Origin of the sequence: Sulfuriferula plumbiphila, from assembly GCF_009938015.1 — a bacterium.
Lineage (GTDB): Bacteria > Pseudomonadota > Gammaproteobacteria > Burkholderiales > Sulfuriferulaceae > Sulfuriferula > Sulfuriferula plumbiphila.
Map to the genome: position 1 here is coordinate 1,841,450 of NZ_AP021884.1, position 26,114 is coordinate 1,867,563.

A 26,114-nucleotide genomic window follows, 5' to 3' on the forward strand; every position below is an offset into this window, starting at 1 on the left:
TTCCTGATTTATCACTTGTTCTGAAATCCGTACGGTTACTTGTTATCACCGGATTGCGCACGTACGATCGCTGAAACAGCCGCGTGGGCTGTGGCGGCAGCACCTACCACTCCGGCAACTGTTCCGCCTATCTGGTCGGCATTCGCCTCGATCCCGAATTGATGAATATTGGTCAGACGGTCATAGAATGAGCCCTTGTCCCAGAAACCATCTTCAGAACAACCGATGCAACCGTGGCCAGATTGAATCGGGAACGAGGTACCCTCATTCCAGCGCGTGGTCGAACAGGCGTTATAGGTGGTTGGCCCCTTGCAGCCTACTTTGTAGAGGCAGTAGCCGCGCCGCGCACCTTCGTCATCCCAGGACTCGACAAACTGACCCGCATCAAAATGCGGACGGCGATAGCATTTATCGTGAATACGCTGGGAATAGAACATTTTCGGACGACCTTGCCGATCCAGTTCCGGAATCCGGTCGAACGTCAGCATATAAGTGATCACGCCCGTCATCACCTCGGCGATTGGAGGACACCCCGGAACCTTGATGATGGGCTTGTCAGTAATAACCTTGTGAATCGGTGTGGCCTGGGTGGGGTTAGGCTTGGCTGCCTGCACACACCCCCATGAAGCACAGGAGCCCCAGGAGATAATTGCCTTCGCATCTTTCGCAACGTGACGAAGCTGATCCACAAAAGGCTTGCCACCAATAATGCAACTCATCCCATCCTGGTTGAGCGGCGGATTACCTTCAACCGCCAGAATGTAATTCCCCTTATATTTGGTCATGATCTCTTCGAGGATCGCCTCGGCTTGATGTCCCGCAGCCGCCATGAGCGTATCGTCGTAATCCAGCGAAATCATGGACAGCACTACGTCCTTCGCCAAGGGATGCGCCGACCGGATAAAAGATTCGGAACAGCAGGTGCATTCGAGGCCATGGAGCCACAGGACCGGAGTGCGCGGCTTGGTTTCCATTGCGTGCGCGATTTTCGGAGCGAATGTCGACCCCAGCCCCAATGAAGTGGCAGTCAGACTGCAAAATTTCAGGAAACTGCGGCGCGTAATTCCTTGCCTACGTAGAACGTCATAAAAAGTCTCGGTCATGGCTCTTCACTCCTCCTGTTAAATTTTATTTAAACCAGACCTCTTCTAACAAAATCCATGCCAGTTATTTGTTATCAATATGAATCAATGTGTTAATTGGCTTTGCCACCCCCCTTCTTGCAAGCGATCTACCAGATAATTCAATTAAATGGTAATCAGCTTTGCAGCAAAGGTAAGCCATACAATAAAAACATAATTGAAATATGTCATTCCAAATACTCTTCCACTTTGGCTGGAAGCTTTTCATATTTTGCAATTCATGCAGCATCAACACATTGATAAATAAAGAATATGTAACGCTGGCATATAAAATGCCTGTGATTATTTAAGAAAAGCTAATAATTCATCCTAATTTCTGGTAGATATGATGTCGTTACTGCCCCAAAATTTTCTGGCCCTGAGCCTGGTTGTATTTTTACTCGGCATGAAGCATGGCTTTGATGCCGACCACCTTGCCGTCATTGATGGCTTGACCCGTTTCAATTCCAAGACCAGCCCAAAGGTCGCACGATTTTGTGGGGTCTATTTTTCTCTCGGCCATGGTGTGATTGTGATCGCCACCGCGCTGGCGGTAACGCTATTCGCTCACCATTGGCAAACCCAGGAATGGCTGGAAACATTCGGTGCATGGGTTTCCATCATCTTTCTTGCTCTTCTGGGTTTTCTAAATCTCAGGGCTGTGTTCGTTAGCGATCCCACCCAGGTTGTAAGGCCCGTTGGGCTTAAAGGTCGCTTTCTTGGTCGGCTTACACAAACGAGAAGACCCGTTCTGGTAGCACTGATCGGTGCTTTATTTGCGCTTTCATTCGACACCATCAGCCAGGCAGCCCTTTTCGCACTCAATGCAAGTCATTTCGGGGGTTGGGAACATGCCTTGCTGCTGGGATTGTGGTTCATGCTGGGCATGCTGATGACCGATGGCATCAATGGTTACTGGGTATCGCGTTTGCTCTACAGTACTGATCAAATCGCTTTAGTGGCATCTCGCGTGATGAGTCTGGCCGTGGCTGGAGTCAGTTTGCTGGTCGCTTTTTTGGGCATCGCCAAGCTAACGATTCCAGTAGCTTCCACCTGGATCGAAGGGAGAGAGAGCGTTATCAGCCTAGCCATTATCTTGATCATTACCACAAGTTTCCTGTTTTCCCTCTGGCTCACTAGCAGAGCTGGGGATCCGCTTAAAACAGGCGTCAATCAGCAAGCCAATTAGTTCGACGTTTACTTACAAAACGTCGCTATTGCGATAAATTATGAAGATTAATATTTATTTCTTACATCTATTAACACTTTTACAAATCACCACATAACACTCGGGAGGTTTAGCATGAAAACACTTGAAATTTCTGGCCATCCGGTACACCCTTCCCGTTTCCGGCGTACATTGATTACTGTCGTATTAATATTAATAAGTAGTGCAATTGAGCAAGCATTTGCAGGGGGGATTCCGACGCTCGACACGGTCGAGGTCAAGGCAGGCGCCCTAGATCTGATCGGCGAAGCCGATTCCGCCAATGTGGGCACCGTGACCCGGCAGCAGCTTGAAGCCCGGACGGTCTATCGTCCGGGCGAGTTGCTGGAGGCAACGCCAGGCCTGATCGTGAGCCAGCACAGCGGCGAGGGGAAGGCGAACCAGTTTTATCTGCGCGGCTTTAATCTTGACCATGGGACCGACCTGCGCACGACCGTTGACGGAATGCTGGTCAATCAGCGCAGTCACTCACACGGGCAAGGCTGGACGGACTTGAACTTCCTCATCCCCGAACTGGCGACTGGCCTGCAGTACAAGAAGGGACCGTATTACGCGGAAGAGGGTGATTTTGCATCCGCTGGGGCCGTGAGCATCGGCTATGCAAACAAGTTACCCAACGGCATCGCCGAACTGGGACTGGGTACAAATGGTTTCCGGCGTACGCTCCTGGCGGACTCGCCAAAGGTAGGCAACGGCAATCTGCTCTATGCGCTGGAGCTGTACCATAACGATGGACCCTTTGTGCATCCCGACGATTACCGCAAGATCAACGCGGTGCTACGCTACAGCGAGGGCAATGCGGCCAATGGTTTCAACGTCACTGCGATGGCTTACAAAGCCAAATGGAACGCCACCGACCAGATTGCTCAACGGGCTATAGACACGGGCCTGATTTCCAACCGCTTCGACGCCATTGACCCAACTGACGGCGGCGAGTCCCACCGCTATAGCCTCTCTAGCGCATGGCAGAACACCAATGAAACGAGTTCGACAAAAATCAATGCCTATGTAATCGCGTGGGGACTGAACCTGTTTTCCAACTTTACTTATTTTCTGGATGACCCGGTCAATGGCGATCAATTCAATCAACCGGACCGGCGCACCACGACGGCGCTGAACGCGAGCCATACGTGGCAGGCACCGTGGGGTGGTAAAGAGTCTGAAAATACGGTGGGTATACAGTTTCAGAACGACAATATCTTCAACGGGCTATTCAGCACCAAGGCGCGTGAACGGTTATCTACGACTCGTCAGGACCATACCGTCGAGAGCAGTGTAGCCGTGTATGTCGAGAATTCTACCCAGTGGATGGATAAATTTCGTACAGTGGCTGGGTTGCGGGAAGACATCTACCGCTTTGATGTGAAGAGCAACATTGACGCTAATTCCGGCAAGGTGACGGCCAGCATGGCAAGCCCTAAACTGAGCCTGATCTTCGGCCCGTGGGCGAAAACCGAATATTACCTGAACCTGGGCTCCGGATTTCACAGCAACGATGCGCGCGGCACCACCATTGCCGTGGACCCCAAAACCGCTAATCCGGCCGACAGGGTAACGCCTCTGGTGCGTTCGAGAGGCTACGAAGTCGGCGTGCGCACAGCGATTATCCCAGGCCTGCAGAGTTCGCTGTCGCTATACCAGCTGGACTTTGACTCGGAGCTCGTGTTTGCCGGCGATGCCGGCACGACGCAAGCGGGCCGGCCCAGCCGTCGCACCGGGTTCGAATTCGCCAATTTCTACAAGCCGACCAACTGGCTGACGCTCGATGCCGATCTGGCGTTTGCCAAGGCACGCTTTCGCGACAGCGATCCGATCGGCAACCGCATCCCAGGCGCGGTCGAAGGCGTTGCATCCTTGGCGATTGCCGTCGACAATCTCGGGCCGTGTTTCGGCGCGCTGCAGTATCGTTATTTCGGGCCTCGCCCGCTCATCGAGGATAACAGCGTGCGCTCCAGCAGCACGGCGCTGTGGAATGGCCGCCTCGGATACAAGATAAATCCTAAAATGCGTGTCGAGCTGGAAGGCTTCAACTTGCTCAATAAGCGGGCTTCTGCAATCGATTATTATTATACGTCACGGCTTCCTGGCGAACCGGTCGCAGGTGTCGCAGACGTCCACTTTCACCCCATCGAATCGCGATCGTTCCGGCTTGCGCTGGTCGCGAATTTTTAAATTATGGGCGTGAGGTGAGTTAGCCATCCACGGTAGATGAAGGACAAATGGGCACCGATTGGTTCAGAAAAGCCTACGCTGGATCGCATTCTCCTCAACAGGAGAAACAGCGCTTCATCGGCTTGGCGATTGCGGTGGCATTCCATGTCGTGGCCATCTGGTGGCTGCTGCAATTTGGGGCGGTCCGCCGTCAACTCATTGAGGTGGCGCCTATCATGGTGAACTTCATCACGCCACCGCCGATTGCGAAGCCATCCAAGCCGGCTGAGCCACTTAGGCCGAAATCGAAACCCATTACCAAGATGCCGCAGCCAATCAAGAAGACAGTAGAGGCTCCTCCTGTATTGGCAACAAAGGCGATTGAAGCGTCTGTACCCCGGAGGGCCTCAGAGCCGGCGCCAAAGCAACCGGAAGCTGTGCCAGTGGAGGCGCCGCCACCACCAGTTCCGCTGCCACCCGCTCCGCCCGCGGTTACCCTACCGGAATTCAACGCGGCCTATTTGGACAATCCGCCACCGGCTTACCCTGCCCAGTCCAAGCGTCGCCACGAGGAAGGCAAGGTGCTTTTGCGGGTTTATGTGAACGCGGCGGGGGCAGCCGAGAAAGTCGAGCTTCATGCGTCAAGCGGTTGGCCGCGCCTTGATCACGTGGCGCTAGAAACTGTTCGCTCCTGGCGTTTTGTTCCCGCCAAGCAGGGTAACAAGGCCGTGGCTGCCTGGGTCATTGTCCCAATCAATTTTACTGTGGAGAATTAAGTGGATCATACTCAATCATTTGGTTTGGCCGACTTTCTAGCGCAAACCGACGCCATTAGCAAAAGCGCCATTTTCATTCTGCTCGTGATGTCGCTGGCGACCTGGTATCTCATAATCACCAAATCGATTCAGGCACTGGCTGTCCGCAAGCAATCGAAGCGCTTTCTCGACATGTTCTGGAACGCGCCATCACTGCAAGCCGTGGCGACGCAACTGAGGAAACAGCGTCCGAACGATCCGTTTTCCCATCTGACCTGCCATGCCGTCGTGGCGGCACATCACCATGCACAGCACGGCGCTGACCGTCTCAATGAAGTGGGCAGCGCCGCGGAGTTTCTGACCCGCACTATGCGCCGTATCCTCGACGAGGAGACGGCACGGATCGAAACCGGGCTTACCGTACTTGCGTCGGTGGGAAGCACCGCTCCGTTCGTTGGCTTGTTCGGCACCGTTTGGGGCGTGTACCACGCCCTGGTCAATATTGGCATGACCGGGCAGGGAACCCTGGACAAGGTCGCCGGCCCGGTCGGCGAGGCGCTCATCATGACGGCGCTCGGACTGGCTGTGGCGATCCCCGCCGTGCTCGCGTACAACGCGTTCACGCGCAGCAATCGGATACTCCTGTCCAAGCTGGACTCGTTCGCGCACGATCTGTTTGCTTTCCTTACGACGGGTTCGCACGTCAACGATCTGACCACGATCGTGCCGATCAAGCCAGCGCCCACCACCTCTCAGGGAGCGGCCTGAGATGGCCTTCGGTGGCTTCGACAAGAACGGCAACTCCAAGCCGATGGCGGAGATCAACATGATCCCGCTCATCGACGTCATGCTGGTGCTGCTCGTCATCTTCATTATCACCGCGCCCCTGCTTACCCACGCGGTGAAGATCGAGCTCCCCAAGGCCACCAGTCAACCAAACATCACCAAACCGGACAATGTGCAGCTTGGCATCAATGCGCAAGGCATCGTATATTGGAACGGCGAGGTTGTCGACAAGACCGAAATGAAGCGCCGCATGATTGCAGCCGCAAGACTCAGTCCACAGCCCGAACTGCATCTGCGCGTGGACAGAATTACCCGGTATCAGGTGCTGGCGGAAGTCATGGCGGAAGCGGCGAAGGCAGGGCTCGGGAAGATCGGATTCGTGTCCGAACCCATATGAATCAGCTATAGCCACAGCAAACGTGGCGATTTGCACCAGACTGCTGGGCCTGGTCTTGCAGCGATTCGGTGGCAGCGGAGGCTTCCTCCACCAATGCCGCATTCTGCTGCGTCATGGTGTCCATCTCGGTGATGGCCTGATTGATTTGCTCGACGCCGGCTTCCTGCTCCCGGCTGGCAGCAGTGATCTCGCCTTGAAATCCTTATCAACCCAAGCTTTTCTGGAAAATTTTTACCGCCAAGCCCGCAATCGACAGGACGGTAAAGATTTTTGGCTGACCGGGCCAGCCTCTCTTTCCGACAGAGATACCGACAAAAAGCTTTGCTTGTCGTCGATAGATGCCGATAAATGTCGTAATATAAATTTATATAAATAAGTTAAGTTACTTTTCCGATAGTCAGCGAAAGCTGCCGAAAAACCTAAAATCATTCCCACTCAATTGTTTCCGAGGCCTTGAAGCGCGCATAAATACTAGCTTTATTGGTCTCGATCATCACGATTTACCGTCATTTTTACCGTCAAAAAACGAGCGCTTTTGCTGGTGCGGGAGATGGACTCAGTTTGCGCGGCAGCTACTCTAGCTCATCTATTGTCAACTATCGCTGCGAGCCAGACAGCCCGAAGCTTTGGATTATTTAGCGTTATCGTAGCACAACTACGACTATCACATCCAAATAAAGCTTGGCAATAGTTTAAAATGATGGTAAATATCGTAGCATGGCTACGACTGAAAGAACCAAGCTAAATTATCTCTACCGGCAGTGGGCACCGGGAACCCCCTTGACGTCGGAGAACCTGGCGGCATTGGGCGTCTCCGCGGACCTCGCCGTCCACTACGCGCGCGCCGGCTGGCTTTCCCGTTTGGCACGCGGGGTGTACCGCCGCCCCAACGATACACTGGATCTCCACCCCTGTCTGATCCTGATGCAGCGTTCCATCGAAGGTCTGCATGTCGGCGGCAAGTCGGCCCTCGATTGGTACGGTGTGCGGCAGTATCTGTCGCAGCATTCCGTTCTGCATCTTTACGGCTGGACAACCGCCCGCCTCCCCGACTGGTTCACTGAGCGCTTTCCGGCGGAGTACCACCGCAAGCGCCTATTTGACGAGCCGCCGGCCGATCCGCTCCATGCCGGATCATTCGAGAAGCGCGACGGCGCGCCTCGGGTCTCGACACCAGAGCGAGCGCTCCTGGAGATGCTCAGCGAAGTGGGCGTGCGTCAGCCGCTGCAGGAGGCGCGCGAACTCGCAGAGAGTACCTATAGTCTGCGTGCCGATGTGCTGCGCGATTTGCTGCAACGCTGCACCAGCGTAAAGACGGTGCGCCTGTGCTTGCAGCTCGGGCGCGAGCTCGCCCTGCCTTGGGCCACTAAGCTGGATGCCGCGCAACTACCAACCGGCAGCGACCGAGCTTGGGTATCCCGCTCGGCCGACGGGCTGCTGGTGCTCAAGCCATGAACCAATCGTATCTTGACACCGCACGCCTGCTGACCCAAGTCGCACCGCTCGTTCTTGTGGACGACACGTTTGCCCTCAAAGGCGGCACGGCGATCAATCTGTTCATCCGTGACATGCCACGCCTTTCTGTCGATCTTGATCTGGTGTTCCCCGATTACAGCCTGCCGCGTGATGAGGCACTGGCTCGCATCAACGAGGCCATCCGGCAATCCGCGGAGCGCCTGCGAGCACGCGGTTTTCAAACCCACACCCTCGCGGCGCCCGACATCGGCGAAACCAAGCTGCTGGTGCGACGTGCGGGCATTGAGGTGAAGGTCGAAGTCAATTTCGTGATGCGCGGCACCGTCCACCCCGTGCGCACTTCGGCCTTGACGCCGACCGCCCGCGACAGCTTGCTGGCCGATCTAGAGATTCCGGTGGTGTCGCTGGAAGACGTGTACGGTGGCAAACTCGTCGCCGCCATGGATCGACAGCATCCGCGCGACCTGTTCGACGTGATGCAGTTATTCGCGCACGAAGGCATCACCGCCAGCATCCGGCGGGCATTCGTGGTCTACCTGGCCAGTCATAACCGGCCGGTGCATGAAGTGCTGTTCCCGTCCATGCGCGACATCGGCCAGGAATACGAACGCAACTTCAAAGGAATGACCATCGCGCCAGTTGAACTCTCTGCCTTGCTGGCTGCGCGCGAACGGATGGTACGGGAACTGCAAGATGGTCTAGATGCGGACGAGCGCGACTTCTTGCTGTCACTGGTCGCTGGTCACCCGAAGTGGCCGCTGCTGGGAATCGCGCACCTCGAACATCTTCCGGGGATTCGCTGGAAACTACACAACCTGACTCAACTGGAACGAAAGAGTCCGGGGAAATTCGCTGAGCAGGCCGAAGCGCTTGCGCAACGACTGAGATAAGCTCGCGCCTTGCTGGCGGGTGTCGGGCGGCGAGACGCGTCGAGTGCCTTACTGAGCAACGCGCCGAATCCGCGCAAGCCGGACGTGCGGGCCAATTCGGCGACCTGCTCAGTGGGGCTTGCAGCGGCACCACGAACTTGCTCATTAAATTAGTTAGGCACAAACTTAAATAATGCACAATATTTTAGGCACTTTATGAACCAATCCCGCATGCCAACTTTGCGGTTGTGATCGCGCAAACTCGGCACAGATTGTTATATTTTTCGCGCAATCCGTTTCCCGTGGAGACTCAGGTTGAGCGAAAAGTATCATTCGCAGGCAATACCGCTACGCAAGCGTTCTGCGCAGCCCCCTGAGTTGACTAAATGAGTTGCGGCGATTTCAGTGTATGCGACTGCCATCAATGAGCCAGTCTGCCATCCCCATATCGTATGCAAAAACCGACAAAGAACCGAGGTATTTACGTATGAGTTGGGTTCTTCTGCTGGCACGGGAGATGGACTCGATTTGACGAGCGGCTACTCCAAAGCACCGATCGTCAACTGTCGTCAGTTGACACCCGGCGGCACCGGACCATGAGTCTCACCGGGTTTTTTCCTCGCCTTATCTGTCCGAACAATGTAGTGCTATTTTGGACACAGGTACCTAGTATCTATGGAACTACCAATGCTTCCAGAGATCAACCGCCGCATTGAGAAACTTGTCGCACTTAGCGGATGACCAAGTGACGTTTGGGTCGTCTCTCAACAGATAGTATTCGCCATTCGCACAAACGAACTGCGAACGGTCCGCGTCCCAGATCCAGTTGATGCAGTTGGCGAAGGAATCCGTGTAGCTGCCGCCGAACTTCTCATTGGGTACGTTGTAGAGCAAACCTTCAAGGTAATAGGAAGGTGCGTCACCACTAACAATAGTGCCGTCATCAACCAGTTTGCTGCGCAAATTCTTGAAGATGCGCACCATAGGCTTGAACCAGGAGTTTGTTATCTGGTGTTTGGTCGTGCAATTGTCGGAATGCTGACGCGGATAGTTTTCGATGCGCGTGCCAGAAGCGTTATAGAAACAGATACCCGAATCGAATTGCTGATCATCAAGTGCAAGAAACCGGTGATAGCGACGGAACTGAGTAGTGATCAGTACATCCGTACTGCGCCGACCACCGGTTGCCGCAATCTTCACTGCCTTGTCGCCGGGCTTTACATCTGCGCCAAACTTTACCCGCAGCTGAGCCAATACATCTCTTTTGAAATCGTCATACGTATAAGTCGCATCGGAATGCACCGCTTTGAACGCCGCTTGCTGCTCTTGGGGAAGGCGGTTGAGGTCGTGATAAAAGACCGACTCGATTTGAATGACTACATCGACATCACTTTCGGCGTAGATGTTTGTGTCATTCCCGTAGGAACCCTGCAGAAACACTTTGTAGCTCTTGCCGGCGTACGCCGACCCTGCGGCTTCGAGCGCATTTTTTACGGTCGCATAGGTTGCGCTGGATTGGGCAACTGATCCTTGGTGGGACCATGTGTCGAGTTGTGATTCAGGGATGCTCATCACGCTCACTCATCGGCAAGAGATAGCTATCATCCATCCTTGGATCGGGCTTGAAGCGGGTAGTTGTAATTACGATTTCGCCCACATCCCGTGGCAATGCCTCAATCCGATCAAGCGCCGAATTCACTATTTCACATTGCTCGCTGTTCAAGTAGAAACGATGGTTTTCAAGCCAGTTTCTGGGCTTGTGATAGTTGTCCAGCGTCGCTCTTTCCGGAGCGGAGACATTCGTTTCCATATCTGTCCGCGCAATTTGTGGCGGCAACAGCGGAATCAAATCGACCGTATGGTCATCGGAGACAACGATAGCCAGCCGACGGGTATCGTTGATACTTATGTAACGCAAACCCGAGTTGAAGCGTGACCCTCTCGACGGAGTACAGTCGACCGTCGCCACACCGTCCAGAATGACGCCGACCGCGTGACAGACGCCATGCGGATCGAGAAGGATCGTACCATCAATGCCGCTGACACGCTGCAGAAGATCGGAGGTCATTAGTACCGGCTCTATACCGGTTCCCTGTTGGGTCAAACGTAGCGCTTCGTCTGTAGCATCAGCCGCGACGACGATCATGCTGCCGTGATCCTGTTCGATAGCTACGTTGAAGAGAACCCACAAGCGTTCGTGATCATCGGACGATGACTCGGGAAACAATCGTGCGTAGTTGACTATGAAGCGCTCTCGGCTGATGAGTTCCTGTGGCAATTTTGGTTCGCCATACCGGCTACGCAGCAACACCTGAGTTCCGCAACGCACTTCCCAGTGATAGTGATCCAGGAAATCAATGGTGAATGCGTCCTGAGCCGAAGGATCATGATCGGCTCGCAGCCGGCCCAGCCCGTAGATGCGTTCGCTATCTGCAATCAGTGCAATGTCGGCTGCCGCCATCTGCAAAATCTTGCGGGCCCACCGTGGCTGCCGAAACGGGACAGGTTCCTTCAAACGCAGTGCATAGTCGATGGCTTTATTGTCCGGATCAACAAGCACTAAATGGCCAGTTCCCTGCACGCCTTCATATAGCAGGGAGGAAATTACATTGAAACGCTCGAATAGATCGGCGTAGGTGTGTCGCCTCGTGATGGCGAGACCTGGTGTATGCATGAAATTTGTCGCGGCATTGCGGACAATCTCGTCCGCGCGCCGCATATTTCCCATGTGAGATCGACCAGGATCAGGGCGACGGAGTTCGTCAGTGGCCTCAGTCAGCAAGGTTCCTATGCAGGCGTGGATAAAACTACGATAACCGTGCGAGGTCCAAGGATCATCGGAGGTGGTTTCCTTCAGTGGTGGAAATTGCTCAAAAACGGACTGGGGAATCTGTATAACTGGCACAACGTAGTAGTTGTCTACCGGGTAAGCTCCGCCGCAAAATGAAAGCACTTTGTGTTCAGCGTCGTATGGTGACAGCGCTTGACGGACCGCTTGGGTTACCGAGTCTCGACGGATGACCTCGGGCTTATCGTGCATGCTGGCTTCGTCGCCATAGAAAATACCTTGCAGACGATGGCCTTTGACAAGAACCTCGATCGACTCCAGCAGCCCGGTGAAGAGCGATAGGGACCACTCTCCATCCTCCGGTTCAACACAAACGAGGTTTGGATTATTGCTTTTTGGAATCCGGGCGCCAACCAGGAGTACCTTAGGTTCGGTACCTCACCCGGACTCCTTGGCAAAGTACGCGGCGGCCTTTTTTAAAATGTCGCGCTCCTCGGTTACGCGCTTGAGTTCCGCCTTTAGATGCCGAAGCTCCGCTTGCTGATCTTGGGCGGCTTTGCGCTCACCCTCGGGCATACTGTAGGTCTTGATCCATTGATACAGGCTGTGCGTGGACACTCCAAGACGCGCTGACACGCTGGCTACTGAATGACCACGGTCCGTGATCTGTTTTACTGCTTCAATTTTGAATTCTTCCGTGTACCGCTTACTCTTCATAACACCTCCCAATTAACCTAAATTTATAGGCTTAGAGGTGTCTAGTAAACTGGGCGCGATTCAGATGGACGATGCAACACGTCGTCGTGTGAAAGTGGGACGGCTTCTGCTGGCTAGCAAAGGTTGTGCCGAGGTGGCGCATGCGGTCGGTATACATGGAAGGCTCTTCTCGATGAAAGTGGCATTGACGCATTGCGCGCTGTGGGTGGGCGTAGCAGGCCTGCGCAACTGGATGCGCGGCAGTTGGATGAGTTGCGGCGCTGCCTGCTCGATAGTCCAACCCAGCATGGGTTCGGCACCGAGTTGTGGACGCATAAACGGGTGCGTCTGCTGAGAGGATGTTCGATGTGTCATTCAGCGAAGTGCACATCTGGCGGATTCTTGGGGGGTTGGGATATAGCAGCCAGAAGCCGGAACGTCGAGCCATTGAGCGCAATAAAAATGCTGTGCAAAAGTTCAAAAGCAAGACATGATCTGCGCTCAAAAAAAGCCTTGAGAGAGAAACTCCTGATTGTATTCACCGATGAGTCCGGAATCAGTGAACGGCCTAGGCGCGTGCCCACTCGGGCACCGAGAGGGAAATCGCCGATTATTTAGTTTCACTTCAACTGGAAACATCTGTCGGTGATTGCTCGACTGACCCGAACGAACTATTTGTTCCGCTTCCACGAACGCAGCATCAAGAAGGAAGAAATCGTCGAGTTTCTCAAGGCGCTCAAGGCGCATTTGAAGCAACCTCTGCTGATAGTGCTCGATGGCCTCAGGGCGCACAAATTGAAACCGGTTCGCGAATATCTCGACAGTACCAAGGGCCCCACATTCAGCTCGCCTTCCTGCCACTATACGCGCCGGACCTGAACCCGGTTGAATATCTCTGGGCGTGGCTCAAGCGACATGCGCTGGCAAACTTCTGCCCGAACAATCTCGACGAGTTGCAAATGACTGCTCGCAACAAACTCAAGAGTACCCAGCATCGTGCCCTCTATCATCATGGCATATTGGAAGCAAGCCGAACTGTGGTGATGTCATGATTTATGTAAATCTCAATAGACAATTACCCGCTTCGCTTGTTACGACGGCGGCGGGAAAATGTTCTCGCCCTATGCCTGAAAATGGTTCAGAGGCATATTTTGTTTTGAATTGTATGCATATATGCACTATTATGCATCTATGCATACAATTCATGTAAAACCCCAGGAAATATTTCAGGCACTCGCCGACCCTACTAGGATTCGGATCATCCGACTTTTGGCCGAGACCGGCGAGGAAGCGTGTCTTTGCGAATTGGTGGACAGCCTGCTGGAACCCCAGTACAAGCTGTCGCGCCACGTTAAGGTGCTGCGGCAGGCCGGGTTGTTGGCTGCTGAGAAAGACGGACGTTGGGTTTATCACCGACTCGTGCGCGATGTAGATTACCTGGATATCGCCTACGATCTGTTGCGTGCCTTGCCGGACAGCGAAGGACTATTTGCACGCGACCTTCAAAACTTCCACAACAGAATCTGCTTGAGAGAAGATGGGCGTTGCCGCGTCGGCATCCAAACTGCTTCGCTTAATGCGGCGGAGGGCGATTGATGGGCTGCTCTACGTGCACTGTCGATGCGTCGGCTCCCATGCCGCGCCCCTGGCGGAATGCCAAGGTCGTTACGTCGGTTTTTTCAGGATTGCTGCTCGTCGTCGGTTTCGTAGGTGGCTACGCAGGCTTGCCACCCCCACTTCAAACCGCCATTTATATGGTGGCCGTACTGGTCGGTGGCTACTACTTCGGTCGTGAGGCACTCGAGGAGCTGATCAAGGAACAGGAAATCGGTATCGAGTTACTCATGTTCACCGCCGCGATCGTTGCTGGAGTCATGGGGCAATGGGCGGAAGCGGCGATGCTCGTATTCCTCTATTCAATTTCCGAAGCTGCGGAGGGTTATACCGCGGAACGTGCCCGCCATGCGATCCGTTCCCTCATGGAACTGGCGCCGAAAATCGCACTGGTACGCCGGGATAACCAGGAAACGAATATCCTGGTCGAGCAGCTTCGGGTAGGAGATGTATTCATCGTCCTGCCCGGGGAATCGGTTGCCACCGATGGGGAGGTGATCGAAGGCCACTCCAGCGTGAATCAGGCTCCAGTGACCGGGGAATCCGTCCCAGTCGAGAAAACATTGGGAGAAAAAGTGTTTGCTGCCACAATCAATGGCGAAGGCGCACTTGTAGTTCGCGCGACCAAGACTTTCGCCGATAACACGCTGTCCCGCATCATTCATCTGGTGGAAGAGGCACAGGCGTCCAAGGGACGCAGCCAGCGTTTCATTGAGCGCTTTGGGAAAATCTATAGCCCTGCAGTTCTGGGCGTAGGTCTTCTTATCGGCCTGGTACCACTGCTATTCGGTCTGCCTTGGGAAGACTGGGTCACCCGGGCCACCGTATTCATCGTCTCTGCAGCGCCCTGTGCGTTGGTAATCTCGATCCCCATCACCTTGGTCGCGGCCCTTGGCACGGCTGGCCGCAACGGCCTGCTCATCAAAGGCGGCGTGCATTTGGAAAACCTCGCCAAGGTCCGGGTTGTGGCACTCGACAAAACCGGCACCCTGACCCTGGGACGTCCTCAGGTAACGGACATTGTGCTCCTGACTGGGCGCACCGAACGCGAAGTGCTGGCTTTGGCCGCAGCCCTGGAGTCGCGCTCCCAGCATCCCTTGGCGCAGGCCATCCTGGAACGTGCCAGCGACGGCGGTATCGCTGTGAGCCCCGCAGTGGATTTCCAATCCGTGACCGGGGCGGGCGCCAAGGGCGTAGTTGATGGCGTCGAGTTATTCATCGGAAGTCCAAAACTCTTCACGGGCCTCGGCCTTTCGCTTTCCCCGCTCATGGCGCGCATCGAGGCTTTGCAGAGAGAGGGCAAAACGGTTGTCGGGTTGGGTAGCCGTGTGGAAGTTCACGGACTCATTGCCATCATGGATCCTTTGAGGCCCGATGCCGCCCAGGCCATAGCGGAGTTGAAGCGTGCCGGCATCAAGCGCGTGGTCATGCTGACGGGCGACAACCTGCTGGCCGCCCAGGCCATCGCCGGGCAAGTGGGAGTAGACGAAGTCCATGCCGGTCTGTCTCCTGAGGACAAAACGCGCAAGGTGGTCGAATTGGAAGCCAAGTACGGGAAAGTGATGATGGTGGGTGACGGTGTCAACGACGCGCCAGCGCTTGCCGCCGCCCACGTAGGCGTCGCCATGGGCGCGGCCGGGACGGATGTTGCCCTTGAGACGGCGGATGTGGCGCTCATGAGCGACAACCTGGCGCGCCTGCCCTACCTCATTCGATTCAGCCAGCGCACGTGGGGCATCATCCAGCAAAATCTCGCGCTTTCCGCCATCGTTATAGGTACCCTGGTCGTGGGCGCGGTAGGCGGATATTTCACGCTACCCATCGCGGTGCTGGCCCACGAAATCAGCGAGTTTGTGGTGATAGCAAGTGGGTTACGCATGTTGCGGACCTGACGCGCTTTATTTTAATTTACGAAAGGAATCGAAAATGACCAAGTATGGCTTCGGAAAAACCGTCGACATGTCGTTCGACGATGCGATTGTGCATGTGACTCAAGCACTCCAGGACGAGGGCTTCGGCATACTCGCCGATATCGACGTTGCGGGCGCAATGAAGAAGAAACTCAACCAGGATATGCCGCCCTACCGGATCCTTGGCGCATGCAATCCGCCCTTGGCGCACCGCGCCCTGGAAAGCGAACCGTCCATCGGTTTGCTCCTACCCTGCAATGTGGTGGTGCGGCAGAATGACGCTGGCGCGGTTCATGTGGAATTCATGGACCCGAACGCCGTGCTGGAACTGGTGAACAAGCCCGAGATCACTGCGTTGGCGGGCGAGGTCAGGCAACGGCTGGAGCGGGTGATGCAGGCGGTTGTCAACGAAGGAGATCAGCATGTGGATGAATTATGAAGGCTACGGCATGGGCTGGCATTGGTTGGGGTGGCTAGGGATGGCGTTTTTCTGGCTGATTCCGATACTGCTGGTGCTGGCAGCGGTGAAGTACCTGATAGGTGGTCGCCGCTCGAGCGCCCCGGACGGTGAAAGAAAGCCCGACGCGCGGACCGTCCTGGAGGAACGATATGCCCGGGGAGAAATCGATCGAGAGGAGTACTTGCAGAAACGCGACGATCTGAAACGAGGTTAAGCGCTCTAGCAGTTTGTTGAAATTTGATTCATGCGCTCAATTTTTGGCATTTCTTGGGGTGCTTAAACCCCTCCCCCTATCGAGAAAATCGATTGTAGAGCGTTTTGAGAGGCGGTCATTTTGCAGCGTGCTCTTTCAACGAGAAATTCAACAGACTGCTAGTGCCCGTCATGCAAATGAACCGGGAAATCCTTGTCGCTAGCGGTGCAATGGAGGTTGCAGCACGATGATCGCCATCCCCGCCAAGGCGATCCCCGCGCCAAGTAAATCCCAGCGCGTAGGCGTTACGCCTTCTACCTGCCACAGCCAAATCAGCGCAACGGCAGTATAGACCCCGCCGTAGGCCGCATAGGTGCGACCAGCAGCGCTGGGATGCAACGTGAGCAGCCAGGCGAACAGTGCCAGGCTCACCGCTGCCGGTAATAGCAGCCACACGGGCTTGCCCTGCTTGAGCCAAAGCCAGGGCAAGTAGCAGCCTACGATTTCGGCGACGGCGGTGGCAATGAACAACGCCATCGTTTTAGCTAGCTCCGTGATCACTCGTGCGCCTTTCGTTTAGACAAGCCGGTGTTGGCGTCGGACGGGTGGCACGCGCACGCCTCGCCATGGGCAGCTGCAACCAAGTCTTGCAAAATCCCACAATCTGCCGCCCGGTGGCCGGTGTCGCATTGGGTACGAAGCCGAGCGAGTTGCTTTTCCAGCGTTCGGAGAGATTGAAGCTTGGCGCGCACGCGAGCAAGATGCTCATCGAGCAAGTGATTTACGTCTAAGCAGTCGGCGTCGGGTTTCGATGTAAAATCGAGCAGGCGCTTGATGTCTCCCAACCCCATGTCCAGCGTGCGGCAATGCCGGATAAAATTTGCCCGTTCAATTGCATCCTGGCCATAGGCCCTGTAACCATTGGTTTGGCGGGCTGGTAGCTGCACCAGCCCCACGCGTTCGTAGTAGCGCAGTGTTTCAACCTCGATGCCAGTAATTTTTGCCAATTCACCAATGCGCATAAATCCCTCCCCATAATAATCCGATCATTTTAATCACTTGACCATGAAGTCGCTACAGGGTTTAAAGTCCTTGTATCTTACTCACAGATCAAGTTAAATACCCAACTATGTCTGCCGCGTTCCGACGAATTGTTCAGTTCCTGCTGATCACCTTAGTGATCAATGGGGGCGGCTGGACGTTCAATCGCGAAGCCGTGGCCGACGCGTTCCTCATGGAGGCGTCGCAAACGGCACTGGCCGATGATGAATCGTCCACTGAGCAGTCCAGCGATGGAAAACCCAGCCTCAAGGGCGTGGTGTGCAACCACTGGTGCCACGCCGTGGATCATTTTGTTGGAATTTTTCCGCTGCATCCGATCCTCCAGGCGGCGACGCCTGAGGATTACTTCGTCTTTTTGCATAGCATCGTTCCTCCCGCTCTTCCCGAAGGCCGCTATCGGCCCCCGCGTCTGTTCTCCTAAATCTGATTCAAATCATGTTGTGATTTTGTCTTGAGTGCACGCTCGCCTCAAGCGAGCTGCTGTGCATGCATCAGAAGGAGTTATCGTGCAATTCGTCCCTATTTACCGCAGCCTGCGCAGCCGGATGCGGCTAATGTGCCGCCTTATCGGCGTGCCATTGTTGCTCGCATCACTTTATCCACTTTCAGCCCTGTCGGCTCCGCTTACTCTGGAGCAAGCCTGGCAACAGGCTGAACAGGCCAACCCCGCACTGCGCGCAAGCCAGGCGAATCTTGCCGCGGCGCAGGGCGAGCTCACCGACGCCCGTGCGCCGCTGTGGAACAATCCACAACTCGCTACGGAGTGGCGCAAGCGCACTATTCCTCAAACGACAGATCCCGCCCGGAGCAACCGCGAGTGGACAGTGGGGCTGGCGCAGACTTTCGAAATAGCCGGACAACAGGACAAGCGCCGCAGCGCAGCGGAGCAGTCTCTTGCCGCGACGCAAGAGGTGATCACGGAAACCCGGCGCCAGTTGCGCGCGGAAGTGGAGCAACGCTTCGTGCAAGTGCTCAGCCTGCAACTGCGCATTCAAATGGAAGAGCGGACGCTCAAGCTCATCCAGGAGGCAGCGACGGCGGTCAGAAAACGCGTCGCGGCGGGTGAAGACAGCCGCCTCGATGGCAATCTCGCCAAAGTGGAAGCGGAGCGCGCACAAAACCAGGTGTCTGTGTTGCGGGAGCAACTGGTCCAGGCACGGGCCGAGCTGGCCACCTTGCTGCAACTGCCGGCCGATAACTTGCCCGAAGTCGGCGGATATCTCGATCCCTCATCGGCTTCGTATACCTTGCAGGAACTGCTGGCTTCGGCCGCCAACCGCCCGCTGCTACGCGCGTTCGACTATCGGGAAAAAGCCGCCAGAAGCCGGCTCGATCTGGAGCGCGCGGCGGTTTATCCGGACGTGACACTGGGCCTCTCCAGCGCGCGCGAAGGTCCGGCCAATCCCCAGGACAGGATCACTGGTTTGAGCATCACCCTGCCGCTGCCGCTGTTTCGCCGTAACGCCACCGGAATCGGGCGCGCGACCACCGAGTTGACCCAGGCGCAGGTGCAGCAACAGGCCGTGCAACGCGACGCGCGCGCTCAGGTGCTGGCGCTGTGGGAGCGCTGGGAGAATCTGAAAACGCGCGTCAAACGGCTGAGCGAATCGGTGCTGCCGAGCCTGCAGGAAAACCAGCACCTGTCCTCCGTTTCCTTTCGCGCCGGCGAGATCGGGCTGCTGCAATTGCTGTTGGTCAACCGCCAGGTACTGGACGGGCAGCGCGACCTGCTCGACGCCCGAACCGATTTGCGCTTGACCCAAGTGACTCTGGAAGCGGCAGCGGGCTGGCAGTCTGCGCGCGAAGCACGCTGAACATAATCGAATATCAAGGAATTCATGACATGAAAAACTCACGCAGCCAACAAAAAAATGCCCTGGGGCGATGGTCCGCTTGGTTACTGGCCGGCAGTTTGTCTGCAAGTCTTCTGGCAGGGTGCGGCGACAAACCCAAAACACCAGAAAATGACGCAGCGCAGCCCAAGCAAACGGAACCGGCAGGCAAAGACGGGACAGCACCCGCACCGGAAAAACAGGGCGCCGGGAAATTGCTCGCCCTGAGCGCCGAAGAAGCCCAAACAGCCGGCATCAAGGTGCAGAAACTGGAATTGCAGCAAAAAGCCGAACAGGTCGTGGTCACGGCGACCATTCAGGCTAACCAGGATAAATTGGCGCACGTAGGCCCGCGTGTGCCGGGGCGTGTCGTCAAGGTGAATGCCAGCCTGGGCGACCGGGTGAAACCGGGGCAGGCGCTGGCGGTGTTGGACAGCATTGATCTGGGCGAGGCACGTTCCGCTTATCTGCAAGCGGCGAGCGAAGCAGCGCTGGCCCAGGCCAATTTCGAGCGTGCCCAGCGGCTGAATGCCGACAATATCATTCCCGAGAAGGACTACCTGCGCGCCCGCGCCGAACACGAAAAGGCCCGGGTCACCCTGCGTGCCGCCGGTGACAAGCTGCGCATGATGGGGGTCGCCCCGGAGAAATCGTCCAGCTCGGTGTTTCCGCTGTCCGCCCCGTTTGCCGGCACCATCATCGAGAAAAAGGCGGTACTGGGGGAACTCGTCCAACCGGACCAATCCCTGTTTACCGTGGCCGATCTGTCCACCCTGTGGATCGAAAGCGATCTGTTCGAGAAAGACCTTGGCAAGGTCCGCGTCGGCGCCCAGGCCACGGTCACTGTATCCGCCTATCCGGGCGAGGTGTTCAAGGGGCGGCTCACCTACATCAGCAGCACGATGAACAAGGAAACCCGTACGGCCAAGGCGCGGGTGGAAGTGCCGAACCCCGACGGCAGGCTGAAACCGGAAATGTTCGCTAGTGCGGCGATCAACACCACCGGGGCGAGCGCCAAAGCGCTGATCGTGCCGGAAGACGCCGTGTTGCTGTTGCAGGGGCAACCGACGGTATTTGTCGCCGAAAGCGGTGGATTCGAGCCGCGCGCCGTGGAAGTGGGCGAACGTGCACAGGGATATGCCGTGCTGAAATCCGGCGTGGCAGCGGGTGAGAGCGTGGTGGTGAGCGGTGCCTACGCGCTCAAAGCCCGATTGCTCAAATCGCAAATCGGCGCGGAATAGGGGACGGCCATGTTAAATCATATTGTTGATCTATCCTTGCGCTACAAGGTGCTGGTGCTGGTGGCGTTCCTGCTGGTGGTGTTGCTGGGCGTGAAAGCCTGGCGCGAAGTGCCGGTGGATGCCTTCCCCGACGTGACACCTGTACAGGTGAACATTTATACGGAGGCGTCTGGGCTTGCGGCCGAGGATGTGGAAAAGCTGCTGACCTTTCCAGTGGAAGGTGTCATGGCCGGCCTGCCTGGAGTGGAGGAAATACGCTCGGTTTCCTTGTTTGGACTGTCTTATGTCAGCGTGTACTTCAAGGACAATGTGGACATCTACTTCGCCCGCCGGCTGGTGGGTGAGAAGCTACAGGAAGTCAAGGGCCGCATTCCGGAAGGCTATGGGGAGCCTGTGCTCGGTGCCAATAGTTCGGGGTTGGGGCAGGTGTTCTGGTACACCATCGAAAGCGCCGACAAGAAATTATCTGAAATGGACCTGCGCACCCTGCAGGACTGGAACGTTCGCCTGGTGCTGAGAACCGCACCGGGTGTCGACGACGTGATGTCATGGGGCGGACAGGAAAAGCAATATCAGGTGCTGATCAATCCGCAAAAGCTGATCAAATATGGCCTGAGCTTCAAGACCGTGATGGAGACCCTCACCGCCAACAACCGTCAGGTCGGCGGGCAATATCTCGATATCGGGCAGGAGCAGTATCTGGTGCGCGGCCTTGGCTTGGTCGGCAACGTGCGGGATATCGGCAATGTGGTGTTGGCCACCCGCGAGGGGACGCCGGTCTATGTGCGCGATGTGGCTGAAGTCAAGGAGGCACCGTCCCTGCGCTCCGGCGCGGTGACCAAGGACGGCAAGGAAGTCGTGCTGGGGATAGCGTTGCAGCGTATCGGCGAGAACGCCAAGAACGTGGTGGACGCCGTGAAGGCAAAGCTCAAGACCGTACAGCAGGCGCTGCCGGCTGGCGTTGCCATCAATACGGTCTACGACCGTACGGAACTGGTGGAGAAGGCGGTCAAGACCGCGGAAAACGCCCTGGTCGAGGGCTCCATCCTGGTGGTCATCATCTTGTTCCTGTTTCTGGGAGAGATCCGTTCCGCAGTGGTGGTCATCATCGCCCTGCCGCTCGCCATGCTGATCAGCTTCATCCTGATGCAGCAGTGGGGGTTGTCGGCCAACCTGATGTCGCTGGCGGGTCTGGCGGTGGGGATCGGGATGATGGTGGATGGCGCCGTGGTGATGGTGGAGAACGGCTTCCGCCTGCTCTCGCATCAGGCCGGCAAGGCGGTGAACAAGACGCACGTTATCCTGGAAGCGGCGCGCGAGGTGATCAATCCGACCGCGTTCGCGATCCTGATCATCATTGTGGTGTTTCTGCCGCTATTTTCCCTCACCGGGTTGGAAGGTAAGCTGTTCAAGCCGATGGCGCTCACCATCACCTTCGCGATGGTGGGTTCCCTGTTGCTGACCATGACGCTGGTGCCGGTCATGTCGGCGCTCATCCTGAAGCCGAAGGAGGAGAAAGACACCTTCATCGTCAAGTGGGCGAAAAAACTTTATTTGCCCTTGCTCGACTGGGCGCTGGAGAACAAGAAAAAAGTGTTTTCCGGTGCGCTGGTGCTGCTGGTGGCGTCCGTCGCGGTGATTCCCTTTCTTGGTAAGGAATTCATGCCCACTTTGCAGGAAGGCGGCATCATGTTCCGAGTGACCAGTATTCCTTCCACCTCGCTCGACGAATCCATCCGTATCTCCGAGCGCCTCGAAACCGCACTGAAAACCTTCCCGCAAACCACTTCGGCCATAGCCATGATCGGGCGCGCGGAAAAGGGCGAAACCGCGGACGTGAACTACATGGAAATCCTGGTGAATCTCAAACCACGTGACCAGTGGCCCAAAGCCATTTCCTTCCCCGATCTCTCCAGGGCGATGCAGGATAAGCTGGAACAGGTCGTGCCGACCTCGGTGATTTCGGCTACCCAGCCGATCCAGATGCGCGTCGAGGAGTTGATTTCCGGGGTGCGCGCCACGCTCGCGCTAAAACTCTACGGCGAAGACTTGACCACCCTTGACCGCCTGTCCGGTGAGCTTAAGTCCGCCCTGGAGAAAGTGCCTGGCGTCGCGGACCTGTCGCTGGAAGCGAACAAAGGCAAGCCGCAGATGGTGGTCAAGGTGAACCGGGATGAGGCTGCGCGCTACGGCATCAACGCCGACGAAATCCTCGAGGTGGTGCAGGCCGGCATCGGCGGCAAGGCGGTGAGTACGCTGATCGACGGCGTCAAGCGCTTCGACATCCAGGTCTGGCTCGCACCCGATTTCCGCAACAGCGTGGAAGCCATCAACAACATCCCGATCCGTACCCAGAGCGGCGCGCTGATTCCCCTTTCCAGAGTCGCCACGGTGGAACTGGACGAAGGTTATTCCTTCATCCGACGCGAACAGCTGCAACGTTACGCCGTGATCCAGATGGACGTGAAAGGGCGCGACGTGGACAGCTTCGTGAAGGAAGCCGGCGCAAGGATCAAGCAGCAGGTGAAGCTGCCGGCCGGCTACTGGATCGAATGGGGCGGCGCGTTCGAGAACCAGCAGCGCGCCATGGCCAAGCTGGCGCTGATCGTGCCGCTGACCATCGGGCTGATCTTCATCCTGCTCTACACCGCGTTCAACTCGCTCACCTACGCCACGCTGATCATCGCCAACGTGCCGTTCGCCACCATCGGCGGGGTAATCGGGCTCGCGGTCACCGGCCAGTACCTGTCGGTGCCGTCGGCTATCGGTTTCATCGCCGTGTTCGGGGTGGCGATGCTGAACGGCATCGTGCTGGTGTCGTTCCTCAATGATCAGCGACGGCAAGGGCTGTCGGTCAGGGAAGCGGTCAAGCAAGGCGCTGCGCTGCGCCTGCGGCCGGTGCTGATGACGGCCTCCATCGCCATCTTCGGCCTGGTGCCGATGCTGCTGTCCAGCGGGGTAGGAGCGGAAACCCAGCGTCCGTTGGCAACCGTGGTGGTGGGCGGATTGTTCACCTCCACTGCGCTGACCTTGCTGCTGTTGCCGCTGATGTACGAGTGGGTGGAGAACCGCCGCGAACGCAAACAAGCGAAATAAACCAGCAGCGTGCGGCCTGACCGGGCCGCACCCAATTACCCAACAGGAGAATCCGCATGAAAGAAATCAAGGCTTATATCCACAACCACCGCATCGCCGACGTGATTCGCGCCCTGAAGGAGTCAGGACTGTGCAACACGGACGGAACGCCTGGCTGCCGCAATCTTGCCGTCATCCCGGTAAAAATCCTGCTCAAGGCGATGGATACCCAGGAACAGCACTATTCCATCGAATTGGCCGAGGTAGTCATCAACGAATCGAAGCTGGAACTGGTTTGCGAGGATAACCAGGTGGACGAGCTGGTGACCATCATCGGGCACGCCGCCCGCACCGGCCAAGCCGAGGCAGGCTGGATTTATGTGACCGACATCGTCAGCGCGGCAGCCATACGCTGGTTGTAGGAATGAACAAGGTGCAATTTTTTGCGGGAGACCACGTTTTTTGGAAAGGAGCAAATCATGGGATTGTTTGAACGGATGCTGGGCAATTTGAGGGGCGGCAAATTCGGCGGCCACCACGGCGGCTACCAAGGCGGCCACCATAGCAGCGGTTCCAGACACGGCGGCTACGGTGCTTATCCAGGCTATCCGCAGGGCAGCGGCCCAGGCGGCGGCAATCCCGGTAATCCCTGCCCCAAGTGCGGCAGCGCCAATGCGGGCGATGCGCGCTTTTGCCAGCAATGCGGCACTTCCCTGTCGGCCGGTAAATGTTCCGGCTGTGGCGCCGAGCTGCCGGCAGGCACCAGGTTTTGCGGCCAGTGCGGAACGCCGGCGCGCGATGCCGGAGCTTAGCAGCCTTGACGCAGCCATCCCAGTGTTAGGGTGAGGAATACTCCTTGATTCCCTCGGGGAAGATGTTGTTGATTCTCGCGCTTGTTCCCCTGGCCGGCGCTGTCCTGGCAGGGATCGGTGTAGGGCAACTGCGCACCAGGCAGTATGGGGGATGGTTTGCCGCGGGCGCGGTCTGTGCTGCTACCGCGGCGAGCCTGCTTCCTGCCCTGACTGGGACCAAGCCTGCTTTCGCCTTGTTGCTGGGCCTTTCTTTGGGATGCGTGGCAGGCATCGCCATTTACGCGCTGACGGAATTCTTATGGCCCCCGAATCTGGCGAACCTGCGAGGCAGTCGTCGGGAGGTGCGGGACGAGGAAAAACGCGTCGCAAATACCATTTTAGCCGTGCTGCTCGTCGCCTTTTGCATCGGTGTCGCGTATTCCGCGAAGGTGGCCGAGTCCGTGGCCGTGATGCTCTGCCTCTCGGTGCAGCTCTTTTGGCTCGCCTTCGCGCTTGCAACCCCTGCCGTGAAGTTTGCTGCACGCGCCACGATGGGATTGGCGCTTGCCGTTATCGTGTTGCTTGGCCTAATGGTGGGCATGGCGCTTGCGGAAGGATTAACCGGGACAGGCCTTGTCGCCAGCCTTGCTTCGGGATTCGGGGCGGTCATATATATGGCTGTCCACCCGTTGCTTGCCGGTTTGGACAAGGGCAGTGAGCCGCGTGCCTTGGCTGCAAGTTTTTTGGCAGGGTATGGCGCAGCGCTGGCCCTTGTGGCCGTTGTATAAGCAAGAGGAGATGAACGAAAAAAATGGATATCGAAACTGAACTTCTTTATGCCGCGCGCATGATGGTCGCTGCGCTGATAGGCGGCTTGATCGGCTGGGAAAGAGAGCGTCATGCGAGCGACGCGGGCATTCGAACTTACATGGCGATCGCTATAGGAGCGTGCGCATTCAGCCTGATATCCGCCCATGTAGCCAATGATCCGACCCGTATCGCGGCACAAGTCGTCACCGGCATAGGCTTTATCGGGGCAGGCGTCATTTTCCAGGATAAGGGGGGCGTGGCAGGGCTAACGACCGCCGCAACGCTTTGGGCGACAGCCGCAGTGGGCATGGCCAGCGCTTTCGGGATGTACGTGTTGGCGATCGTCACGGGCGGGCTGATTTTTACAACCCTCGCGCTTCACCACTTACCCGGCTGGAAGCGGCTTAGCGAAAAACAGGGCAACCGGGACCATCTCGAGTAAGAAGGTTCTCAAATAGCATGGACAATTTTTGTCATTTTTAAATCAATTGCAAAGGAGTAAATCATGGGATTGTTTGAACGGATGTTGGGCAATTTAATGGGCGGCAGATTCGGAGGCGGCCATGGTGGTTATCAAGGCGGTCATCACGGCGGCTCCAAACATGGCGGCTACGGTGCTTATCCAGGCTATCCGCAGGGCACTAACCCAAGTGGTAGCAATCCCGGCAATCCCTGCCCCAAGTGCGGCAGCGCCAATGCGGGCGATGCGCGCTTTTGCCAGCAATGCGGCACTTCCCTGTCGGCCGGTAAATGTTCCGGCTGCGGCGCGGAACTGCCGGCGGGCACCCAGTTTTGCGGCCAGTGCGGCAAACCCCAGCAGTAACGCAGCGCATACCCCGCTGTAGTCATTTGATTCTTG

The 26,114-nt window shown here is 56.7% G+C and carries 26 protein-coding genes and 3 pseudogenes; 22 read left to right on the forward strand and 7 right to left on the reverse strand.

The features are described 5' to 3' along the window. Positions 1–35 precede the first annotated feature (35 nt). Entirely contained in the window at positions 36–1,103 is a 1,068-nt protein-coding gene (locus tag GZH91_RS09595; RefSeq protein ID WP_147074738.1) for a hydrogenase small subunit, read from the reverse strand. A gap of 364 nt (positions 1,104–1,467) precedes the next feature. On the opposite strand from GZH91_RS09595, the gene GZH91_RS09600 reads away from it, so the two are divergent. The 8 genes from GZH91_RS09600 to GZH91_RS09635 all read left to right on the forward strand — a co-directional run bounded on the left by GZH91_RS09600 (position 1,468) and on the right by GZH91_RS09635 (position 8,804). Then, positions 1,468–2,310 (forward strand): HoxN/HupN/NixA family nickel/cobalt transporter, encoded by an 843-nt coding sequence (locus tag GZH91_RS09600; protein ID WP_223264630.1) that lies wholly within the window; start codon positions 1,468–1,470, stop codon positions 2,308–2,310. Between the two features lie 114 nt (positions 2,311–2,424). After that, entirely contained in the window at positions 2,425–4,521 is a 2,097-nt protein-coding gene (locus GZH91_RS09605) for a TonB-dependent receptor (RefSeq protein WP_147074739.1), read from the forward strand. Positions 4,522–4,568: 47 nt separating this feature from the next. Then, on the forward strand, positions 4,569–5,276 hold the full coding sequence (locus tag GZH91_RS09610) for an energy transducer TonB (protein ID WP_147074740.1): 708 nt from the start codon (positions 4,569–4,571) through the stop codon (positions 5,274–5,276). Then, on the forward strand, positions 5,277–6,023 hold the full coding sequence (locus tag GZH91_RS09615; RefSeq protein ID WP_223264631.1) for a MotA/TolQ/ExbB proton channel family protein: 747 nt from the start codon (positions 5,277–5,279) through the stop codon (positions 6,021–6,023). A gap of 1 nt (position 6,024) precedes the next feature. Next, a complete protein-coding gene (locus tag GZH91_RS09620; protein ID WP_147074741.1) occupies positions 6,025–6,438 on the forward strand; it encodes an ExbD/TolR family protein in 414 nt (137 codons plus the stop codon). 55 nt (positions 6,439–6,493) lie between these two features. After that, on the forward strand, positions 6,494–6,814 hold the full coding sequence (locus tag GZH91_RS09625) for a hypothetical protein (RefSeq protein ID WP_232522172.1): 321 nt from the start codon (positions 6,494–6,496) through the stop codon (positions 6,812–6,814). A 341-nt stretch (positions 6,815–7,155) separates the two neighbouring features. Beyond that, complete coding sequence (locus tag GZH91_RS09630) at positions 7,156–7,893, forward strand: type IV toxin-antitoxin system AbiEi family antitoxin domain-containing protein (protein WP_147074742.1); 738 nt, start codon at positions 7,156–7,158, stop codon at positions 7,891–7,893. Beyond that, positions 7,890–8,804: a nucleotidyl transferase AbiEii/AbiGii toxin family protein gene (locus GZH91_RS09635; protein ID WP_147074743.1), complete on the forward strand. Its 915-nt coding sequence runs from the start codon at positions 7,890–7,892 to the stop codon at positions 8,802–8,804. Before GZH91_RS09630 ends, GZH91_RS09635 begins: the two co-directional genes overlap by 4 nt. Before the next feature lie 660 nt (positions 8,805–9,464). On the opposite strand, the gene GZH91_RS09640 is transcribed toward GZH91_RS09635, so the two are convergent. The 4 genes and pseudogenes from GZH91_RS09640 to GZH91_RS09650 form a co-directional block, all read right to left on the reverse strand. Then, a complete protein-coding gene (locus tag GZH91_RS09640; RefSeq protein ID WP_147074744.1) occupies positions 9,465–10,355 on the reverse strand; it encodes a nucleotidyltransferase domain-containing protein in 891 nt (296 codons plus the stop codon). Continuing rightward, positions 10,342–11,457, reverse strand: a complete 1,116-nt coding sequence (locus GZH91_RS09645; RefSeq protein WP_371860385.1) for a hypothetical protein — start codon at positions 11,455–11,457, stop codon at positions 10,342–10,344. Before GZH91_RS09645 ends, GZH91_RS09640 begins: the two co-directional genes overlap by 14 nt. Positions 11,458–11,466: 9 nt before the next feature. Beyond that, positions 11,467–11,991 (reverse strand): annotated as a pseudogene (locus GZH91_RS18405) (hypothetical protein); the annotation flags it as partial. Positions 11,992–12,004: 13 nt separating this feature from the next. After that, a pseudogene (locus tag GZH91_RS09650) lies at positions 12,005–12,288 on the reverse strand (transposase); the annotation flags it as partial. 64 nt (positions 12,289–12,352) lie between these two features. Between GZH91_RS09650 and GZH91_RS09655 the strand changes: the two are divergent. The 5 genes and pseudogenes from GZH91_RS09655 to GZH91_RS09675 all read left to right on the forward strand — a co-directional run bounded on the left by GZH91_RS09655 (position 12,353) and on the right by GZH91_RS09675 (position 16,465). Beyond that, positions 12,353–13,311, forward strand: a pseudogene (locus tag GZH91_RS09655) (IS630 family transposase). A gap of 147 nt (positions 13,312–13,458) precedes the next feature. Further along, positions 13,459–13,863, forward strand: a complete 405-nt coding sequence (locus tag GZH91_RS09660; protein WP_147074746.1) for an ArsR/SmtB family transcription factor — start codon at positions 13,459–13,461, stop codon at positions 13,861–13,863. A gap of 38 nt (positions 13,864–13,901) precedes the next feature. Further along, the gene (locus tag GZH91_RS09665) at positions 13,902–15,773 is read left to right on the forward strand and encodes a heavy metal translocating P-type ATPase (protein ID WP_198415286.1); all 1,872 of its coding nucleotides are present in this window, start codon (positions 13,902–13,904) and stop codon (positions 15,771–15,773) included. A gap of 34 nt (positions 15,774–15,807) precedes the next feature. Beyond that, positions 15,808–16,230: a DUF302 domain-containing protein gene (locus GZH91_RS09670; protein WP_147074748.1), complete on the forward strand. Its 423-nt coding sequence runs from the start codon at positions 15,808–15,810 to the stop codon at positions 16,228–16,230. Next, positions 16,214–16,465: an SHOCT domain-containing protein gene (locus GZH91_RS09675; protein ID WP_147074749.1), complete on the forward strand. Its 252-nt coding sequence runs from the start codon at positions 16,214–16,216 to the stop codon at positions 16,463–16,465. The genes GZH91_RS09670 and GZH91_RS09675 overlap by 17 nt, the downstream gene beginning before the upstream one ends. A gap of 198 nt (positions 16,466–16,663) precedes the next feature. On the opposite strand, the gene GZH91_RS09680 is transcribed toward GZH91_RS09675, so the two are convergent. After that, on the reverse strand, positions 16,664–17,005 hold the full coding sequence (locus tag GZH91_RS09680; protein WP_456300570.1) for a YnfA family protein: 342 nt from the start codon (positions 17,003–17,005) through the stop codon (positions 16,664–16,666). Next, positions 17,002–17,466, reverse strand: coding sequence for a Cd(II)/Pb(II)-responsive transcriptional regulator (cadR, locus tag GZH91_RS09685; RefSeq protein WP_147075111.1), 465 nt, complete (start codon positions 17,464–17,466; stop codon positions 17,002–17,004). The genes GZH91_RS09680 and cadR overlap by 4 nt, the downstream gene beginning before the upstream one ends. Positions 17,467–17,573: 107 nt before the next feature. On the opposite strand from cadR, the gene GZH91_RS09690 reads away from it, so the two are divergent. The 9 genes from GZH91_RS09690 to GZH91_RS09730 all read left to right on the forward strand — a co-directional run bounded on the left by GZH91_RS09690 (position 17,574) and on the right by GZH91_RS09730 (position 26,078). Further along, entirely contained in the window at positions 17,574–17,927 is a 354-nt protein-coding gene (locus tag GZH91_RS09690; protein WP_147075113.1) for a hypothetical protein, read from the forward strand. Between the two features lie 85 nt (positions 17,928–18,012). Next, positions 18,013–19,320: a TolC family protein gene (locus GZH91_RS09695; RefSeq protein ID WP_223264663.1), complete on the forward strand. Its 1,308-nt coding sequence runs from the start codon at positions 18,013–18,015 to the stop codon at positions 19,318–19,320. A 29-nt stretch (positions 19,321–19,349) separates the two neighbouring features. After that, positions 19,350–20,579, forward strand: coding sequence for an efflux RND transporter periplasmic adaptor subunit (locus tag GZH91_RS09700; protein ID WP_147075114.1), 1,230 nt, complete (start codon positions 19,350–19,352; stop codon positions 20,577–20,579). Positions 20,580–20,588: 9 nt separating this feature from the next. Then, positions 20,589–23,675, forward strand: a complete 3,087-nt coding sequence (locus GZH91_RS09705; protein ID WP_147075115.1) for an efflux RND transporter permease subunit — start codon at positions 20,589–20,591, stop codon at positions 23,673–23,675. Positions 23,676–23,731: 56 nt separating this feature from the next. Continuing rightward, entirely contained in the window at positions 23,732–24,076 is a 345-nt protein-coding gene (locus GZH91_RS09710; protein WP_161984145.1) for a P-II family nitrogen regulator, read from the forward strand. Positions 24,077–24,133: 57 nt separating this feature from the next. Beyond that, entirely contained in the window at positions 24,134–24,466 is a 333-nt protein-coding gene (locus GZH91_RS09715; protein WP_161984144.1) for a zinc ribbon domain-containing protein, read from the forward strand. A 62-nt stretch (positions 24,467–24,528) separates the two neighbouring features. Further along, entirely contained in the window at positions 24,529–25,233 is a 705-nt protein-coding gene (locus GZH91_RS09720; RefSeq protein ID WP_161984239.1) for a hypothetical protein, read from the forward strand. Positions 25,234–25,256: 23 nt separating this feature from the next. Further along, complete coding sequence (locus GZH91_RS09725) at positions 25,257–25,697, forward strand: MgtC/SapB family protein (RefSeq protein WP_161984240.1); 441 nt, start codon at positions 25,257–25,259, stop codon at positions 25,695–25,697. 63 nt (positions 25,698–25,760) lie between these two features. Beyond that, positions 25,761–26,078 (forward strand): double zinc ribbon domain-containing protein, encoded by a 318-nt coding sequence (locus tag GZH91_RS09730; protein ID WP_174862143.1) that lies wholly within the window; start codon positions 25,761–25,763, stop codon positions 26,076–26,078. Positions 26,079–26,114: the final 36 nt, after the last annotated feature.

Coding starts and splice junctions, on each gene's coding strand:
- GZH91_RS09595 (WP_147074738.1), bottom strand. CDS start 1,103: ATGACCGAGACTTTTTATGACGTTCTACGTAGGCAAGGAATTACGCGC.
- GZH91_RS09600 (WP_223264630.1), top strand. CDS start 1,468: ATGATGTCGTTACTGCCCCAAAATTTTCTGGCCCTGAGCCTGGTTGTA.
- GZH91_RS09605 (WP_147074739.1), top strand. CDS start 2,425: ATGAAAACACTTGAAATTTCTGGCCATCCGGTACACCCTTCCCGTTTC.
- GZH91_RS09610 (WP_147074740.1), top strand. CDS start 4,569: ATGGGCACCGATTGGTTCAGAAAAGCCTACGCTGGATCGCATTCTCCT.
- GZH91_RS09620 (WP_147074741.1), top strand. CDS start 6,025: ATGGCCTTCGGTGGCTTCGACAAGAACGGCAACTCCAAGCCGATGGCG.
- GZH91_RS09630 (WP_147074742.1), top strand. CDS start 7,156: ATGGCTACGACTGAAAGAACCAAGCTAAATTATCTCTACCGGCAGTGG.
- GZH91_RS09635 (WP_147074743.1), top strand. CDS start 7,890: ATGAACCAATCGTATCTTGACACCGCACGCCTGCTGACCCAAGTCGCA.
- GZH91_RS09640 (WP_147074744.1), bottom strand. CDS start 10,355: ATGAGCATCCCTGAATCACAACTCGACACATGGTCCCACCAAGGATCA.
- GZH91_RS09645 (WP_371860385.1), bottom strand. CDS start 11,457: ATGCATACACCAGGTCTCGCCATCACGAGGCGACACACCTACGCCGAT.
- GZH91_RS09660 (WP_147074746.1), top strand. CDS start 13,459: ATGCATACAATTCATGTAAAACCCCAGGAAATATTTCAGGCACTCGCC.
- GZH91_RS09665 (WP_198415286.1), top strand. CDS start 13,902: ATGCCGCGCCCCTGGCGGAATGCCAAGGTCGTTACGTCGGTTTTTTCA.
- GZH91_RS09670 (WP_147074748.1), top strand. CDS start 15,808: ATGACCAAGTATGGCTTCGGAAAAACCGTCGACATGTCGTTCGACGAT.
- GZH91_RS09675 (WP_147074749.1), top strand. CDS start 16,214: ATGTGGATGAATTATGAAGGCTACGGCATGGGCTGGCATTGGTTGGGG.
- cadR (WP_147075111.1), bottom strand. CDS start 17,466: ATGCGCATTGGTGAATTGGCAAAAATTACTGGCATCGAGGTTGAAACA.
- GZH91_RS09690 (WP_147075113.1), top strand. CDS start 17,574: ATGTCTGCCGCGTTCCGACGAATTGTTCAGTTCCTGCTGATCACCTTA.
- GZH91_RS09700 (WP_147075114.1), top strand. CDS start 19,350: ATGAAAAACTCACGCAGCCAACAAAAAAATGCCCTGGGGCGATGGTCC.
- GZH91_RS09705 (WP_147075115.1), top strand. CDS start 20,589: ATGTTAAATCATATTGTTGATCTATCCTTGCGCTACAAGGTGCTGGTG.
- GZH91_RS09710 (WP_161984145.1), top strand. CDS start 23,732: ATGAAAGAAATCAAGGCTTATATCCACAACCACCGCATCGCCGACGTG.
- GZH91_RS09715 (WP_161984144.1), top strand. CDS start 24,134: ATGGGATTGTTTGAACGGATGCTGGGCAATTTGAGGGGCGGCAAATTC.
- GZH91_RS09720 (WP_161984239.1), top strand. CDS start 24,529: ATGTTGTTGATTCTCGCGCTTGTTCCCCTGGCCGGCGCTGTCCTGGCA.
- GZH91_RS09725 (WP_161984240.1), top strand. CDS start 25,257: ATGGATATCGAAACTGAACTTCTTTATGCCGCGCGCATGATGGTCGCT.
- GZH91_RS09730 (WP_174862143.1), top strand. CDS start 25,761: ATGGGATTGTTTGAACGGATGTTGGGCAATTTAATGGGCGGCAGATTC.